Annotated in this window: 14 protein-coding genes and 4 pseudogenes; 10 read left to right on the top strand and 8 right to left on the bottom strand. The window is 59.4% G+C overall.

The window, feature by feature from the left end; translation table 11 throughout:
• Positions 1 to 220 (bottom strand): hypothetical protein (locus NKI25_RS34990; RefSeq protein ID WP_353000733.1); only part of this gene is annotated, 220 nt, incomplete at its 3' end.
• Between the two features lie 1,061 nt (positions 221 to 1,281).
• On the opposite strand from NKI25_RS34990, the pseudogene NKI25_RS34985 reads away from it, so the two are divergent.
• Both NKI25_RS34985 and NKI25_RS34980 read left to right on the top strand, forming a co-directional pair.
• Positions 1,282 to 1,584 (top strand): annotated as a pseudogene (locus NKI25_RS34985) (PilZ domain-containing protein).
• 373 nt (positions 1,585 to 1,957) lie between these two features.
• Positions 1,958 to 2,140 carry a hypothetical protein gene (locus tag NKI25_RS34980; RefSeq protein WP_352625720.1) on the top strand — a complete coding sequence of 61 codons (183 nt, stop codon included), beginning with the start codon at positions 1,958 to 1,960 and terminating at the stop codon, positions 2,138 to 2,140.
• 152 nt (positions 2,141 to 2,292) lie between these two features.
• Here NKI25_RS34980 and NKI25_RS34975 read toward each other — a convergent pair.
• Together NKI25_RS34975 and NKI25_RS34970 are read right to left on the bottom strand one after the other, a co-directional pair.
• Positions 2,293 to 2,792, bottom strand: a pseudogene (locus NKI25_RS34975) (exodeoxyribonuclease III); the annotation flags it as partial.
• Positions 2,793 to 3,054: 262 nt separating this feature from the next.
• Positions 3,055 to 3,922, bottom strand: a pseudogene (locus NKI25_RS34970) (hypothetical protein).
• A 459-nt stretch (positions 3,923 to 4,381) separates the two neighbouring features.
• On the opposite strand from NKI25_RS34970, the gene xth reads away from it, so the two are divergent.
• The gene (gene xth, locus NKI25_RS34965) at positions 4,382 to 5,173 is read left to right on the top strand and encodes an exodeoxyribonuclease III (protein WP_352849158.1); all 792 of its coding nucleotides are present in this window, start codon (positions 4,382 to 4,384) and stop codon (positions 5,171 to 5,173) included.
• Positions 5,174 to 5,251: 78 nt separating this feature from the next.
• Here xth and ligD read toward each other — a convergent pair whose 3' ends face one another.
• A complete protein-coding gene (gene ligD, locus NKI25_RS34960; protein WP_352643200.1) occupies positions 5,252 to 7,030 on the bottom strand; it encodes a DNA ligase D in 1,779 nt (592 codons plus the stop codon).
• 211 nt (positions 7,031 to 7,241) lie between these two features.
• On the opposite strand from ligD, the gene NKI25_RS34955 reads away from it, so the two are divergent.
• The 3 genes and pseudogenes from NKI25_RS34955 to NKI25_RS34945 all read left to right on the top strand — a co-directional run bounded on the left by NKI25_RS34955 (position 7,242) and on the right by NKI25_RS34945 (position 8,108).
• Positions 7,242 to 7,430, top strand: coding sequence for a DUF982 domain-containing protein (locus NKI25_RS34955; RefSeq protein ID WP_352643198.1), 189 nt, complete (start codon positions 7,242 to 7,244; stop codon positions 7,428 to 7,430).
• A 2-nt stretch (positions 7,431 to 7,432) separates the two neighbouring features.
• Positions 7,433 to 7,719 (top strand): annotated as a pseudogene (locus tag NKI25_RS34950) (ISNCY family transposase); the annotation flags it as partial.
• A gap of 143 nt (positions 7,720 to 7,862) precedes the next feature.
• Positions 7,863 to 8,108, top strand: a complete 246-nt coding sequence (locus NKI25_RS34945; protein ID WP_352592985.1) for a hypothetical protein — start codon at positions 7,863 to 7,865, stop codon at positions 8,106 to 8,108.
• 147 nt (positions 8,109 to 8,255) lie between these two features.
• Here the strand turns inward: NKI25_RS34945 and NKI25_RS34940 are convergent, their stop codons facing one another.
• From NKI25_RS34940 to NKI25_RS34920, 4 genes are all read right to left on the bottom strand, one after another.
• Complete coding sequence (locus tag NKI25_RS34940; RefSeq protein ID WP_352849155.1) at positions 8,256 to 8,543, bottom strand: PilZ domain-containing protein; 288 nt, start codon at positions 8,541 to 8,543, stop codon at positions 8,256 to 8,258.
• 979 nt (positions 8,544 to 9,522) lie between these two features.
• On the bottom strand, positions 9,523 to 9,927 hold the full coding sequence (locus tag NKI25_RS36670) for a TadE/TadG family type IV pilus assembly protein (RefSeq protein ID WP_352455495.1): 405 nt from the start codon (positions 9,925 to 9,927) through the stop codon (positions 9,523 to 9,525).
• The gene (locus tag NKI25_RS34925; protein WP_352592874.1) at positions 9,917 to 10,336 is read right to left on the bottom strand and encodes a TadE/TadG family type IV pilus assembly protein; all 420 of its coding nucleotides are present in this window, start codon (positions 10,334 to 10,336) and stop codon (positions 9,917 to 9,919) included. Before NKI25_RS34925 ends, NKI25_RS36670 begins: the two co-directional genes overlap by 11 nt.
• Positions 10,337 to 10,362: 26 nt before the next feature.
• Positions 10,363 to 11,769, bottom strand: coding sequence for a pilus assembly protein TadG-related protein (locus NKI25_RS34920; RefSeq protein ID WP_352849152.1), 1,407 nt, complete (start codon positions 11,767 to 11,769; stop codon positions 10,363 to 10,365).
• Positions 11,770 to 11,894: 125 nt separating this feature from the next.
• On the opposite strand from NKI25_RS34920, the gene NKI25_RS34915 reads away from it, so the two are divergent.
• The 4 genes from NKI25_RS34915 to NKI25_RS34900 all read left to right on the top strand — a co-directional run bounded on the left by NKI25_RS34915 (position 11,895) and on the right by NKI25_RS34900 (position 13,473).
• Positions 11,895 to 12,161, top strand: a complete 267-nt coding sequence (locus NKI25_RS34915; RefSeq protein ID WP_059186960.1) for an AbrB/MazE/SpoVT family DNA-binding domain-containing protein — start codon at positions 11,895 to 11,897, stop codon at positions 12,159 to 12,161.
• The gene (locus tag NKI25_RS34910; RefSeq protein ID WP_352830071.1) at positions 12,158 to 12,556 is read left to right on the top strand and encodes a type II toxin-antitoxin system VapC family toxin; all 399 of its coding nucleotides are present in this window, start codon (positions 12,158 to 12,160) and stop codon (positions 12,554 to 12,556) included. The genes NKI25_RS34915 and NKI25_RS34910 overlap by 4 nt, the downstream gene beginning before the upstream one ends.
• A gap of 364 nt (positions 12,557 to 12,920) precedes the next feature.
• Positions 12,921 to 13,091 carry a porin family protein gene (locus tag NKI25_RS34905; protein ID WP_353000731.1) on the top strand — a complete coding sequence of 57 codons (171 nt, stop codon included), beginning with the start codon at positions 12,921 to 12,923 and terminating at the stop codon, positions 13,089 to 13,091.
• An 88-nt stretch (positions 13,092 to 13,179) separates the two neighbouring features.
• Complete coding sequence (locus NKI25_RS34900; protein ID WP_352624056.1) at positions 13,180 to 13,473, top strand: SDR family oxidoreductase; 294 nt, start codon at positions 13,180 to 13,182, stop codon at positions 13,471 to 13,473.
• The last annotated feature ends 55 nt before the right edge of the window (positions 13,474 to 13,528 follow it).

Here is a 13,528-nt window from a genome sequence, read left to right as displayed (position 1 = left end):
TTGTGGTGCCGCTGGTGGTGGTCGTGTCGGTGCCTTGATCGCCGGACATGTTGGTCCCGCTGCTCGTCGTGCCGGTGCCCTGATCCGTCGTGCTGGGCATGGTTGTCGTGGTCGAGGTTCCGCTCGTTGAGGTTCCGCTCGAAGTTCCGCTGGTCGTCTGGGCAAAGGAAAGCCCGGCCGACACCGCCAGCACGGCCGAAGCCAAAAGGATGCGTTTCATCTTCTTTCTCCTGTCTGAATGCGCGGGGTGCGCTGGCAAATCCAACAGGCAGACAGAAAGAGTGTTCCCCGATGCAGTTCAACTTTTGTAACTCTGACAACGATGAGCCTTCTGAGACGATTCATCGCCCTTGGCTCCGCTGCGGCATGTTTGCCTTCGGTCTCCTTTGCGGATGCGCAACGATTAGACCGAAAAATAGTCGCGATTTCGCCCATCGGTTGCATTCCGGCATCGAACACGTTAGTTTTGACGCTAGCGTTCCCGGGGGGGGAAGGTGGATGAGCATCGTCCAAAGGGTCGGTCCAGTTCTAGAACAGGCGATTGCCGCAATCCTCAACAGGGCGGACCGGGGGGACACCGTCTCGGTCAAAGCCGCACTATACCACGTTCGGCAGTCTGCGCCTGATTTGACAGTATGCGACGACCATATAACCGAGGCTATCCTCGAAGTCGCTGCGGCCCTTGACCTGTTGGTGGCTTTCGATAGTCGCGAGTAGCCGATCAATCGAGCGTAGCGGTTTGATAGGAACGGCCCGGCAGCCAATCGGGGGGTGACCAGCGGCCGCTGGCGCTAACTGGCGGCAATTGGGTCGTTCGCCGGTTGCGCAAGTTATAGGCCATCTCATGCATCATTGCTAATTTTGGTAATCTGATTACCCCTAGCCGCCGGATCTCACGATCCAGGCTCGGTTCCTTGCGTAGGTGGGCAGGTGCAGGCACCAGCCGGCTGGAGTTCATTGAGCCTTGATGCCGACCTTGGTCGAGAAGCCGCCCGAGGCGACGCCTGGATATACGAGGTGGAGTTCGACGGCTACTGGGCCTGTCTGCCGGAAGGTCAGCATTTAGGTCGGCGTCGACCAGAAGCTTGGAAACCATGTTGATCGGCATGTCGGCAAACGCGGGACCTTTGCTAGATGATTGCCTTTTTTCTGCGCGACCCGACAGATTCACCTGAGCATGCCCTGTAATGTCACGTAATAGGGCAACATGACCGATCCATTGCTGCGCGCCTGTGTTCGGTATACCTAGCGGGCGAATTCAGCTGATCTGACATTTTATCGATGGCAAACACCGCGAACCCAGTTGATGAGAATTCCGACGAGCATCGGCGCGAGCGCCGCCAACGTGTGCTAAAGGGCGGGACGATCATCACCGGATCCAGATCAGCTGCACCTTGCGCAATCAGCATGAGGGGGGCGCTGAGCTGAAGGTCGCGCCCGATGCCAAGGGTTCCCGATCGCTTCTTGCTCTACGTGTCGGTCGATGGAGTTGCCTATCGATGGGAGGTTCGCTGGCGTCGCAACGACCGCATCGGCGTCAAATTCACCGGCACCGAGCCAAAACCGAAACTTCACTACGGCTGACCGACGGCAAGATGAAAGTCAGAATTTTTTTCTGGCACTGCCAGTTATTTTTCATGTCCCAAACAGCACAAGTTGCACCGCCCACTCTTGCCGAGGACAGCCTGGACAGGACGTGAACTGCGCAGCCGTCCTTGAAACCGCTTTCACGGCTCTGGTGTCCTCTTGCATCGAGCAAGGCTGGACGGCTGAAGAGACTGCCACCGCACTTTTTAACTTCGCCAAGAGACCACCTGAACAGCTCAAGGCGAGGACATCGACTTAAGTTCGCCTAGCTGTGCGCTGTTTTGACATTTTGACATCGCGGTGTCGGATTATTTGCATGCAAACGAGTGTTGCGACGCTATCCTCCCTCCTCAAATTCTGGGAGGAATGCATGGCTCCGCATGAGCGACATGCCGTTGAAATCGTCAGAGACAAAGACTGGTCGGTCCGCGTGACGGTCAATGGCACCACCACCACCGTCCCTTTTGCATCCGAGAGCTACGCGCGCTCGTTTGCAGATGGTCAGGCGTTCCGGCTGGGCGTTCAGGTGGCGGAGCTTAAGAAGGCAGCCTAGCTGCGCGCCGACGCGACTCGGTACAATATACTCGTCAAACGCCGCTTCGAGTTCGCTCGTGCAGGCGACATCGCCCGCCTGGACAACAGCTTCCCGGTCTGGAACGGCGCGCCAAGCCTGTCATTTCGAGAGAATCCGGTTTAATCATTAGTATCGCCCAGCCATCGCCTTGGCACCACGGCGTCGATTTGGGTTGGAACGACGTTATAGTCGCCGCAGAGAACACTGGGTGCCCCAATTTCGAGCAAGTGCTGGCCGTAGTTGATGAGACGATCGAACCAGCGCAGCTTGTAGTCGAACTTTGGGCCAGGCGCTGGATTGCCGGTGGGCAGATAGAGACAGCCCACAGCGACCCCATCCACCTCGGCCTCGATATAGCGGCTGAGTGTCGTCAGGATCGCCAGGCAGGGCCGCGTCGGCCTTCCACAGGTTCCATTCCTCGGGCCAGGATCGCCACACCGTTGTAGGATTTCTGGCCGTACCAGATTGCGCCGTAACCCGCCTCTCTGATCGCATCGATAGGAAACTTGACGTCCGACGTCTTCAATTCCTGCAGGCAAACGATGTCGTAGTCGCTTTCGCCTAACCACTTCAGGAGCACAGGCAGTCGGCCGTTGACGCCGTTCACATTGAAGGTAGCGATGCGAGTCATGTGCATGCCCCCTCGTGAGATATTCGCGGCAGTCGGCGCGCAGCGCGGGGTGGCGTTTCCCCCTGCGCTGAACCCTCAGCTCTTGCTATCGTCAACTTCGCCGGCATCCTGTGCGGCCGAGGCTCACTTTTTGCCCAGCTTGTGTTCGACCTTGGCAGTTCACCGCAAGAATGCAGTCGTTTTCTAAGCGACACCCGACTCCCCTCGCTGATCGGGAATCACTTTACCAAGCAACGCGTTGCCACACAGGCTAGCGCCGCATCTATCGCTCGCGACCTCGCCTACTACGCTCCCGACTGCGGGCTTTTCGACGGGCAGCTCTAAGTTCGGCAAGCGTTGGCCTCCACCAGCCCCTGAAGCGTTCGGTTGGCCCGTCCCGAGCGGGCCATGTGCTCACAAGCTCCGCCAGCGTAGCCCAACGCCACCTGCCCCAAATGAAGTCGCCGTTCGGAGGCATTGCGTGGGGATAGAAGATGGCTGCGTCGGATAGCTCAACCGGAAATTTCATCGAAGACGACAATCCCGTACTGTTCCGTTGCGACTGCGCGGCCCAGGGTAGGTAGATCTTGAACTGGCAACGGGTAGCGATGGCGCCGGCGTTCAGCAGCCCGCTTTTGTGCGGCCTTATATGCTTCGGTGTTCCTGGCAGCCGCACGTCGCAGTTTCCTTTCCTCCGGTTCGGCAAGCTGCGCAGCCTTTTCGATGTTTGGCCATCGGCGCCGGAGCTCTTCATATGAGCGGCATGGAACTCTCCAGGCCCGCAACTCATCGTCCCAACTCGCCCACGGAACCGCACGCAATTCTTCAAGCACCGTCCTCGAATACGGCGTGCGAATACGGAGGTCGTCCGCAATTTCCAGATACCGGCTCGAAATTGGGTCGAAGGCGAAGGCATCGCGTCCCTTGCTATCGTCATGGGGCGCCCGTAACGCTGCCTCTTTCGCCAGCCAGCGGTCGATCCGCCGGGCTGCTGTGTTGCCGGGGACAAACCAGCTCCTGCGCTCGTCGCTCCATCTGGCACGCGGAAAAGCTTGCTGAAACCGCTCCACCGCCATTCGATCGAACGAAAAGCGGGCTTCGGCACCAGGTGCCTCGCGTTTCTGCGGCGGGGGACGAGCGTCGGATTCCATCGTAGTGCATCAGTCGAGTTCGCTGCACTGAACGCAGCGCCGGCCCTAAAGGTTCACCAGCCGGACAAGCCCCGCGGGAATATTGCGCCTGAACCCTGATGCCCAATGCTCAGGACGCGCGCAGTGAAACTTTCCCCACACTCGTCGGTTAAGGAGTGCCGAGAGGACGAATGATGTCTAAATCAGATGAGAGCGGCTGCGGCCGTGCGGCCGAAAAAGGCTCGTTCGCGTCCCATAAAAGGGGCGGACGCAGAGGTGAAACATGCCCTCGAGACACAGGATCTGTCGCCAACTCAGGCGCGGGAATTGGTGCGTCGGTACGGAAACGACTGGCGAAAGATTGGCGAGGCAGCCAAGTCCTACAAAGACGACTGACAACTCCCCCATTGCCGGCATGATGCGAGGATCAGCACCTGAGCCTTCCATTGCCAATGGGCAAATGTTTGTTGAGAACTCCGAGTGACCCGCATCGCGACCTTCAACTTGAACGGCGTGAACGGTCGCCTGCCCTTGCTCATCAAGTGGCTGCGTCAGACCGACTATGACATCGTGTGCCTTCAAGAATTGAAGACTTCGGATGAGAAATTTCCCGCGGAAGCCGTCAGGAACGCCGGTTATGGCGCGATCTGGCACGGGCAAAAGTCCTACAACGGTGTAGCTATACTCGCACGGGGAAAGGAGCCCCTGGAGCGTCGACGCGGCCTGCCGGGTGACCCTGACGATACTCACAGCCGGTATATCGAGGCAGAGGTGGATGGGATCGTGGTGGGGTGCATCTACCTGCCCAACGGCAATCCAGCGCCCGGCCCGAAATTCGACTATAAGCTCCGCTGGTTCGACCGTCTGATCAGCTACGGCCAGCTACTGCTCAAGGAGGGGATCACAAGCGTTCTGTGCGGCGACTACAACGTCGTGCCAACGCCGCTCGATGCCGTGGTGCCGAGACGTTGGACGGGCGACGCAGTCTACTTTCCGGAGAGCAGGCAGGCCTACGCCGAAATGCTAGACAATGGCTGGATGGATGCCGTCCGTACCATCCATCCGGAAAAAGGCATCTACACGTATTGGAACTTCTCCTACCGGGGCGGCTATGATCGGAGCTCCGGCCTGCGGATGGATCATCTCCTCGTCAGCCCATCACTTTCGAACAGGTTACGTGACGCGGGCGTGGACGCTGACCTGCGAAGTTGGGAAAAGCCGAGCGATCATGTGCCTGCCTGGATAGAGCTCGACCTCTCGGCAACGAGTTGAGTCATCCATTGTTCGGCGGGCGTCTTCGCCCACTGCTAACAGATGCCTTATGGGAAGTTCGTCCCCTGTCCTTGATGCTCACGCTGCCTTTCTGGCGGCCGCCCTGAACGGACGGTCAATGGTAAAGGCATCTGGACGGATGGCTGCCTCAACCTGGCTCCAGGTCACGGGACGGGCGATTGGGAAGCCAGGTCGCGCCCGTGGGGAGAAGGCGCCGACCGCCGTGTTACCGCGCCCATTGCGAAGGTAGTCGATGAAGATGCGGCCCTTTCGGGCTGCCGGCGCGGCGGAGAGCAGATAGCGATCAGGATGAGCTTCAGCGAGGCGCTTGGCGAACGATCGGGCAAGGAGCCGGGCATTGTCGTGCGTGATCTTCGTCTCAAGTGGGGCCATCAGGTGAATTCCCTTGCCGCCCGTCACCTTCGGCCAGCTCTCCAGACCTTCCGCTTCCATGATGTCGCGGAGCGTTAGCGCGGTCTCGATCACTTTATCCCACTCGATCCCCTCGCCCGGATCAAGGTCCAGAACGATGCGGTCGGCATGCTCGATGTCGTCAACGGTGGCATTCCAAGGATGCAGCTCTACCGCATCCATCTCGACCAGCCCCAGCAAGCCGGCAAGGTCGTCCACCCACACGCGCACACCTTCGCCACCCCCGCGCTTCTGAACGCGCAACTGATGCACTGCTGCTGGGATCTTCGGCAGCGCGCCTTTGTGGTAGAAGGTTGCCCCGAGAGCATGGCGGACCAGCTTCAGCGGTCGGTGGCCGAGATGGACGAGTGCGTGATCGGCAACCCTCTGCCAATAACGCGCAAGCTCTTCCTTGGAGGGCGAGACCGCGTCGGGCAGCAGTTGCAGGATGTTCTCGCTGGGAACGCCATGTTCCTGGGCTGGCCCACGTCGCTTTGATGGCGCCGGAGGCTTGGCCGGGATCGCCACGAGGTCTTCTCGCAGACCCTTGAATACTGCCTCGCGCAACACGCCGCGATCAGTGACGCCGCTGAACTGTACCTCGGCCAGCACCTCTGGTCTGACCCACGTCGCCTTCGGTTTCACGATGGGCTCTGACAAAGGTGACTTGCTGATGATCAGCGGGTCAAGCCGCTCTCGAACCCGTTGCGCAGCGCTCAATGTATAGCCGCTGCGAGCCTTCCCGGCATAGAGCAGTCGGTCGCCCTCGCGTCGGCCGATGTAAAGCGATGCGATGCGGCGCGAGTAAGCGCCGAGCTTCTCGACAAATGCCACGATGGGGAAAGTGTCGCTCTTAATGCACTTCACCTTGAGCCAACTCGTCTGGATACCCGAGCGGTACGTGGCATCGGTGCGCTTAGACACAATCCCCTCCAAGCCCATTCGGCAGGCATGTTCAAACACGTCCGTGCCGCTCACCTCCAGATGCTCGGCATAGGTCAGTGTCGGCGCCGTATTCTTCAACAGTTTCTCCAGGGCTGCCTTGCGCTTTACCAGCGGCTGCTGTCGTAGATCGCGCCCGTTGAGGTGCAGCAGGTCGAACGCGTAGAAGATGAGCCTTGCCGAGTTTGGATTGACCAACTCCCGTTCCAGGGCTTGGTAATCCGGCAGGCCGCTGTCGCCGAGAACGACAGCCTCCCCGTCGATGATCGCCGCCTTCACCGGCAAGCCCGCCGCCGCTTGAACCATTCGTCGGTATCGGTGCGACCAGTCGTAGCCACGGCGCGTGAAGGCTCGCGCTTTGCCGCCCTCAATGATCAGTTCGGTGCGGTAGCCATCGTACTTGATCTCATGAAGCCAGTCGCTGCCCTCAGGCGCGTTCTCGACCAGCGTGGGCGACTGAAACTCAATGAAAGAGAGCCGACCATCCCCGGTTTTGGAACTCATCGCACACTCCTGACCTCCACCCCAACTTTGGTGCCGCTGAATAGGTTCCGCAACAGAGCTGGCCGGAGGAGTAGGGTCCCGAGCCGGTTTACCCGATCCTTGCTCGAACCGGGCTTGGTTGAGGGAACTCTTAGTTAAGCCGTCACTTATGTACGAATGTCGCTCCATTGGTTCTCCCCGCCAGTGTCCGTAAGGACCAGCCGCGCTGGCATTGCCTATCGGTGCAACAACGTCGAGAAGGGCCGCCGAGCAGCTGTTGCAGTGGACCAAGCGTGGCCCCAAGTGCCATAGCGCAGTGCAGCTCTGCATGGATGCCATGATCGATCAGGTGAAACCCGAAGTGGTCCGCAGGGCGTTTCTCGAAGCGGCCAAGGAAGAGGGAAACCTACTGCCTCCGTAGCATTTGCGACGCTGCGTTCAGTCCACAGATCGGAGGTTATCGAGAACAAGCGGCTCGATGCCGCCCTGGAACTGGTCCCCAGATTGCAGATTGGCCGCGACCTTCAGCGGAGCCGGCGTGGGCCGCGACGCACACTGGTCAGACGAACCACATGTTCGGCATTCCCGATGGAAGTCAGAGCAACGGCCATGTGAAGCCTGGCCGCAAGCCCGGCAAGAAGACGGATTTCACGAAAGACCCTACGATCATCGCGCGCCGTGAACAGGTCCTTGCCGGAATGGCTGCCGCCAGGGCGAGAGCCCAAATGTCAAAGTTGATATGGCGGACGCCGAGAGCGATACCCGCGGAGATATGCTCGCAATGTTGGACGAGTTTCCCAATCAACCGGAAACCGCAACCACCTGGAGAAGCGGCCTCTAGCAGGCCAGCATTGTGCTGGTCAATCGCGAGATGGCCGACATGGCCGCGGCGGCCGTGGCGGGGCTCGGCCTCGCGGTGCTGCCCCGCATCATCGGAGATAGCGAGCCGGGGTTGCGGCGGTTGACCGGGGAAATCCTGGGGCGGCAGAGCCTCTCGGTCGTCTACCGCCGCGAGGCCGCGCTGGCGAGTTCGGTTCCAATCATCGTCCGCTTCCTGATCAACGTGATGCGGCGACATTTTGGCGCGATGCCGCGCTGAGCGGTCAGAACCTGAAGGTCGACGAGACAATCGACGGCTTGTGTGAGTTGAGCCTTTGCCCATGGCCGTGCGGCGGCTTCTCTTGCTGTGTTGAAGGTCAGTGCCAACTGTTGCTACCGGTGGTGCTCGGCTGGTGCGACGAGAACTTCAGCCATAGTGAAGGCGCGGTTCGGGCACTGTTTCGGTGAACTGCACACCGGCACGGTCGTTCCTGCGCCAGCGCAACACAGACCGATAGGCAACGCCATCGGTCGGCACGTAGAGAAGGAAATGCTCCGGCACCAGGGCTTCGACCGGCACCTTGAGTTCGGCTCCGCCGACGTTCTGGTTTCGAATGGTGCAGCTGATTTCGGAGTTGTTGATGCCGTTAATGATCGCGGCACCCTTCAGGACGCGCTGTCTCCGTTCGCGGCGGTTGTCGCCTTCTTCAACCATTGTGACCTCCGTTAGGCGCCCCACTTGTATAATCAGAACCGCCCACGCGCGAGCCGGATTGAATCGCGGAGCGTTGTTACCCGCGTCGAGCTGCGATCGCTGTCCAGTCGGGTCAAAAGGGTGTTTCCATATGCCTCGGCCCCTTGCCTCGGCCTGATACAGCGCCCTGTCAGGATTCTTGAACTACCCTTCCGGGTAGCCGATGGGTCCGCCCGGAGGGGGTGCCAACGTCCGCCTTCAGTCGTTGCGCCAAGTTCTTCATGAGCCGCGTCGGGAGGCTAAGGTCGCCGGTCCCATCGCAGGGCCGGACATCAGCAGTGCGAATTCATCTCCACCAATCTCGCAACCAAGCCACCACGTCTGATTGCTTTCTCAAGACGCCGCGCAATCGCGACCAGAAGCGTCTCGCCAACGGCATGCTCGAAATTGTCCTCGCGTGGCGTCGCCAGTTTTTTTCGGAGAGATGATCGTCCAGGCTTGTGCCCGGACCAAGCGGCTCCTCCCGATGTTCGACAGGCGCCTGAATGATATCGGCGAATTTGTCCGCGGCACCCGCAGGTGCGCTGTGCGAGGGAATAACTGCCGGAATATGTGCTCTTCGTCGCCAGGCCGGCGCCGATCGCCGTTAAGCGATAGCGCCCGCTGTGCATGGACTTCCGCACTGGCGAGATCGTGAGCGAGCGCGGAGCCGGCGGCCGGCATTATGTCCGTCAGGGAGTCTCTGCCGTCGGGTCCGCGCTGTGCAGCGCGCGGGCGATGGCGTTAGGCAGGGAATAGCGGCCGAGGTGAGGGACGGCAAGCCGCGCATTGCCGGGGCAAAGGCCGTGATCATACATGCCGTCCCCGATCTATAGCCAGGATGAAGGCCCGCGCCCGAAGTCTACGTTCTGCGCCGGTGGCGGTGAAGCAGACCTGAACGCAAGCAAAGAAGAACAAGCCGATCACTGCGCATGTTGCGTAAAGAGACTATTGGGTGCGCTCATGACGCAACCAATGGAACTGTGACAGTTGTCGCATAATTTATCGAGTATCGGTCGAAGTACGGAAACTCGATCGCGAACGCATATTTGGCGGTCAGATGGGCCATTCGAAAGCCGCCGCTGGGGGCGTCGATTGCTATTGTTATGTCGACATCGGTTAATCCCAAACTCAGCAATTTTGCCGTGGCTATCGCTTTTATCTCGGCTTCGGTCAGCGAATTCTTCATTTGCAGCGCTCGTGAGGACGTTTCCAGAGTGTAGCGAACACTTGACATGGCATTCAGAGCCCAGCCGAATGCGAAGATGCCGATCAAAAGCATTATCAGAATAGGCGCGATCAGCGCGAACTCCAGTGCGGCTCCGCCTGATGCCTCACGTATGAAGGCTCTCCCTTTAGCGAACACGTATCACCTGTTTGTGGCTGAGCTCGCGCGAGAGGGAAAACTCGCCGAAACTGAAGGGCGGGGACCAGGTGGCCGTCGCCTGTATTTCAACGAAAACCGCGGAAGCTTTCAAACTGTCGCACAGCACAGATGGATCGACCACGATGATCCCGCACATATGTTTCCGGCTCAGCGTCACCTGCGCGTCATCGGGATGATTTTCCCAGCTCGAAAGGGCGACGGTCTGGGTAGCCGCGTCGTCGGCTGCGCCTTGCATCACGAGATTGGCCGCCGTTTTCACGCCCGCACGCATCGACAACGCGCTTGATACAAAAGACCAGCCGTCAATGATGCCAAGAAGTACCAGGCAAAGGATCGGCACAACCAGCGCAAACTCCACCGCGGCAATACCCGAATCGCTCCCGAACATCCGGGCTGGTAACCGTGCCACGAAGATTACTCGACAAGCTTTATCGATTGCGTGGCCGGAATGTCTCGCATCCCAAGGCTCGTGCAATCCTGATTGACGTTCGCATTGCCGGACCACTGCACGGTACTGGCGACGACCTGAGTGCAACCACCTTTGCCCGAGAAATTGCCGAGGTAATTGACATCCTGTGTTGGAAAATACAAAGCGCCGGTCAAAAGCGAATCTGCCGTGCCATTAAACGTGTTCGATCCCGTCTGGTTAGCTTTGTCTCCGTAAAACAGCACCCCCGAATAGGTGCCTAACGTCGGTGCGCTGAGCTTGACAATGGCCGTGCCGTTCATGCTGACGCCCGAGCTGCCGGCCAGATAGATAATGACTCCCTCGCCTGAAATATTTGCATTCGAGTTCGCTTTGAAATCTCCCCCCTGAATGACGTATACCCCGGGCGAGAGCGTCACATTGCCGCTCAAGCTGAGCCCCCTGCAGTATGTTCCAGGTTGCAACGTCGACTGATTGCTGTTTTGACAGGGGTTCGTGGCCGGTGGCGCCGGCAAGTCGGCAAAAGGATCGGCAGCGGGCAACGCCTGGGTTATCGGACTGGCGCAGACGGTCGTCACGGGGTTGCTCAACGAAACACCGCCTGCCGATATTAGGCAATCGACCTGAAGGTTTGCCGATCCCTGAAGCTTGATGGCGTCCGCGGCTATCGAATTCGACATCACGACGCAGCCGGTCAGTTTGAGGTTCGAACTGCCGGAAAACAGCGCCGCTTTCGGAGCGGAAGGATTGCGCGCCATAAGGCAGGCCTTTGAAGAATCCGTGATAAGAGCCACCGCTCTTGCCCGTGCGCCGACCGGGTTTTGCGTGAATATCGATGTGAAAAACCGATCGAGGGTCTGATGAACGATGACCTCGACGGCCTTTTGGGCGACATTCGGGCCGGAAGACGGAGGCGTGAAGATTTCGATTGTGCCTGTTGACGGGTCCCAGCCGTTCGTCGTCGCTGACAGTGTCGCGGCGGAGACAATCGTTGGCTTGTCAGATCCCGAAATCTTTTCCAAAGCGCCAGCATAGGCCGCCGCATCCGCCACCGCCTGTAATTTCAGGCTGCTAAAATACCAGTAGGAGGTCTCGATACCGAGACCCGCTGCGCCGACGACAATCGGCAAAGACAGGGCAAAAATAGTAGCAACGTTGCCGCTCTCGCCTGTTTGTAGCAGACGGCTAACAAACCGCCTCAAGATACGGGCGCCCCATTCCATGGAAATATTTAAGCCAGGATGAATGAAGGAACGACTAAGGATTTCACTCCATTTGACAGGTGCGCTCCTTGGGCGGCCGGCACGAGCTCCGGCCGCCGCACTCGGCGAGCACGCTGCTAATAGCCGTACCTGCGCGCCGGCGATGCCGATGTCGCGATTCGTTACGCGCACAGGATGCCTCCGGCCGTTGTGATTGTGGACCCGCCAGAGCGCAACTGCTCGACAACGCGCCTTTGCTATTGATGATAATGCAGATTTGCATTATCTAATCGTGTGGATGAGTTGGAGCTGCGAAAATGACTACATTGACGGTGACGGCACGGGGACAGGTGACCTTCCGCAAGGACGTTCTGCAGCATCTGGGCATCAGGCCGGGCGAGAAGATCGAACTTGATCTGCTCCCCGACGGCCGGGCGGAATTGAAGGCGGCGCGGGCAAAGGGATCATTCCGGGAGCTCTACGGTTTTCTCAAGGGCAAGACGAATGGCCGGGTGTTGAGCATTGAAGAGATCAACGAGGCAATCGCGGAAGCGGGTACTGCAGCGGGATCGAGCAAGGAATGAAAGTCACGGCCGATGCCAACGTTCTGCTGCGTGCCTATGTCGCCGACGATGAACGACAGGCGGAAGCGGCCGTCGATCTCTTGGCGAAGGCAGACATCGTGGCCGTTAGCCTTCAGGCCTTGTGCGAGTTCGCATGGGTTTTGGGCCGACAGTATCAAACCGCACGCGCAGATATCGTGGCGGCAATCCGAGCCTTGGCGAATACCGCAAATGTCGTCGTCAACCGGCCAGCTGTCGTGGCAGGGCTTGCAGTGCTTGAGGCCGGCGGTGATTTTGCGGACGGCGTGATTGCCTTCGACGGCGACTGGCTGGGCGGGGAGACATTCCTCTCCTTCGACCGCAAGGCGGTTAAACTGCTGTCAGCGCAAGGACATCCTGTTCAGCTTCTTTCCTAGCTGTCCTCAGGCGTGTCGACATTGTATTGCCTGACGCGCCTGGCGGAATCCAACCCATTAAATGCCGGGACTAAACAGCTAGCCACAACGAGAGCAACTGCTGATCTGTAGAATGAGCAGGTTCGGTGAACTTTGCGTTCTCCTTACAGATCGTGTCCTGGACACTCCGCAGTTCACGTTCGACGCGCTTGCCGGCGCCCGCGTCTGGTACATCTCGAATGATGTGACAGTGCAATATGCTGGGTTCTCCTGTCGCGCGAGGAGGATTTCGGCTGGGTCGATCCGGTGATCGGGGCGCGCGCCTTCTACAACATCACCGACAGGCTTTCCGTGATGGCGCAGGCGGATATAGGAGGGCCCCGGGGTGGGCGCCGATTTCACCTGGCAGGTGCTGGGAACCGTGAATTACCTGCTTACCGACCACTTCTCGGTTTCCGCCGGCTATAAGCACTTGCCGATCGACTACGATGACGAAGGCTATGTGTTTGATGCAACCGTGTCCGGTCCGGTTCTCGGCATAACATACCGCTTCTGAGCCGCCCATGTCTGAGGTTCCATACTGACGGTGTGCTTTTCCTGGTCGTGGATTGATCCTTCTGCCACGGAAGTGCTGATTGCTTCACGTGTCGGCGGTTCGGCGTCTTCGCCGTCATTCTGCTATCGCGCGAACGCTCTCCGGTGAGCTGATAGGGCGCGGCATCCGCGCCAATGTGATCAGCCCGGGCCCGATAGACACGCCGCTCAACGACAAGCTTGGTCTGGGTCCGGTGGAAACGAAGGCTCGGGCGAAAGCTGTCGTCGGGATGGTCCCGGCAGGCCGCTTTGGGACGGCCGAGGAAATTGCCAATGCGGTGGTGTTTCTGGCGTCCCGCGACAACGCCAGCCGGAGCGCCGCAGTATCGACGTCAACGATCTGATCCGCGCGGTTCTGGATATCGCCGGCTACGGTTTGCGCACGGCAGGCATCGAGGT

Origin of the sequence: Mesorhizobium sp. M0808, assembly GCF_040320025.1 — a bacterium.
Taxonomy (GTDB): domain Bacteria; phylum Pseudomonadota; class Alphaproteobacteria; order Rhizobiales; family Rhizobiaceae; genus Mesorhizobium.
Note: the sequence above shows the minus strand (reverse complement) of the source record. Positions and strands in the feature narration are given on the sequence as shown.

What these genes read in the sequence shown, in the direction of transcription:
- NKI25_RS34980 (WP_352625720.1), top strand. Translation starts at nt 1,958, where the DNA reads ATGGCTCCGCATGAGCGACATGCCGTTGAAATCGTCAGAGACAAAGAC.
- ligD (WP_352643200.1), bottom strand. Translation starts at nt 7,030, where the DNA reads ATGAGTTCCAAAACCGGGGATGGTCGGCTCTCTTTCATTGAGTTTCAG.
- NKI25_RS34940 (WP_352849155.1), bottom strand. Translation starts at nt 8,543, where the DNA reads ATGGTTGAAGAAGGCGACAACCGCCGCGAACGGAGACAGCGCGTCCTG.
- NKI25_RS34925 (WP_352592874.1), bottom strand. Translation starts at nt 10,336, where the DNA reads ATGTTCGGGAGCGATTCGGGTATTGCCGCGGTGGAGTTTGCGCTGGTT.
- NKI25_RS34915 (WP_059186960.1), top strand. Translation starts at nt 11,895, where the DNA reads ATGACTACATTGACGGTGACGGCACGGGGACAGGTGACCTTCCGCAAG.
- NKI25_RS34910 (WP_352830071.1), top strand. Translation starts at nt 12,158, where the DNA reads ATGAAAGTCACGGCCGATGCCAACGTTCTGCTGCGTGCCTATGTCGCC.